This is a genomic window from Leisingera sp. F5, assembly GCF_001593695.1.
Window position 1 is genome coordinate 1 of record NZ_LUKH01000833.1, and the last position, 1,593, is coordinate 1,593.

Below are 1,593 nucleotides of genomic sequence, written 5' to 3' on the forward strand. Positions count from 1 at the left end.
TCGTTGGCGGACGCGGGCGCGACACCCTGGACGGCGGCTCGGGCAATGACCGTATCGAAGGCGGACGCGGCGCCGACGTGCTGACCGGGGGGGCCGGCAATGACCAGCTGACGGGCGGTCGCGGCGCGGATACCTTTGTTTTCAAAGAGGGTTTCGGCGATGACGTGATCCGCGATTTCAACACCTCCGCCGATGGCGAGCTGCTGGATCTGACAGGCGGAAGCTTTGGCTTTGAAAGCTTTGATGACCTGTCCGGAGCAATCTCGCAGGACGGCAGCAATGCCCTGATCGACCTTGGGAACGACGGATCGATCACCCTGCTGGATGTGCAGGCCTCAGCCCTGAGCGAGGATCATTTCCTGCTCTAAAACCCGCAGGCGGCGGCAGTCTGCGGAGTGCCGCCGCCTCAGTCTCAGTCTCAGTCAGCAGCCATCACCAGATCGCTGGCCTTTTCACCGATCATGATGGCCGGCGCATTGGTGTTGCCCGAGACGATCTCGGGCATGATCGAACAATCCGCCACCCGCAGCCCCTGCACCCCATGCACCCGCAATCCGGCGTCCACCACCGCATCCGCCCCCTGCCCCATCCTGCAGGTGCCGGTGGGATGATAGATCGACACCGAATTGCCGCGCGCCCAGTCCAGCGTGCCCGCGTAATCCTCCATCTCCAGACCCGCATCGGGCCGGAACTCCGCGGCGATCTTGGACGCCAGCGGATTATGCCGGGCAATGCGCCGGGCAATGTTCACCCCGTCCACCAGGGTCCGGCAATCCGTCTCCGTCGCCAGATAGTTGGGATGAATTTTCGGATAGGTTTTCGGATCCGGCCCATCCAGCCGGATCTCGCCCCGGCTTTCCGGGCGCAGCTGGCACACCGACATGGTAAAGGCCGAAAACGGATGCACCCCTTCGCCGGGGCTGTCCGCCGACCAGGGCTGCACATGGAACTGGATATCCGGCGTTGCCAGCTCAGGCCGGGTTTTCATGAATCCAGTGGCAAGACTGGCCGCCATTGTCATCGGCCCGGCCCGGAACAGCGCGTATTTCAGCGCAATCCGCGCCTGATTGAACAGGCTGCGGACCTCGTCGTTCAGCGTCGGCTCGTTGCATTTGTAGACCAGCCGCGCCTGCAAATGGTCCTGCAGCCCCTGCCCCACGCCCGGCAGATCCACCGCCACCTCAACTCCGTTGGCCTTCAGCTGCTCCGCCGGGCCGATCCCCGACAGCATCAGCGTCTGCGGCGAGTTGATGGCCCCCGCCGACAGGATCACCTCCTTGCGCGCCGTGATGCTCTGCCGCTGGCCGGCACGGTCCAGATAGGTCACGCCAGTGACCCGGCGCCCGTCCAGATCAATCTTTTCCACCAGCGCATTTGTGATGATCTGCAGATTGGCCCGCCCCCGCGCCGGTTTCAGGAACGCCACCGCAGCACTGCAGCGCCGCCCGTTGCGGGTGGTCAGCTGGAAATACCCCACCCCCTCCTGCGCGGCCCCGTTGTAATCGGGGTTGAACGGATATCCCGCCTCCTGCGCCGCGGCGACCCAGGCATCGCAAATCGGGCGCTGAATGCGCATGTTAGAGACAGTCAGCG

1 protein-coding gene and 1 pseudogene are annotated in these 1,593 nt (G+C 64.5%); one reads left to right on the forward strand and one right to left on the reverse strand.

Annotated features, from left to right (window positions below; genetic code table 11):
- A pseudogene (locus A2I95_RS36520) lies at positions 1–368 on the forward strand (calcium-binding protein); the annotation flags it as partial.
- A gap of 50 nt (positions 369–418) precedes the next feature.
- On the opposite strand, the gene A2I95_RS36525 reads toward A2I95_RS36520, so the two are convergent.
- Positions 419–1,593: GMC oxidoreductase (locus A2I95_RS36525; RefSeq protein WP_291737386.1), on the reverse strand; the 1,175-nt coding region annotated here is incomplete at its 5' end.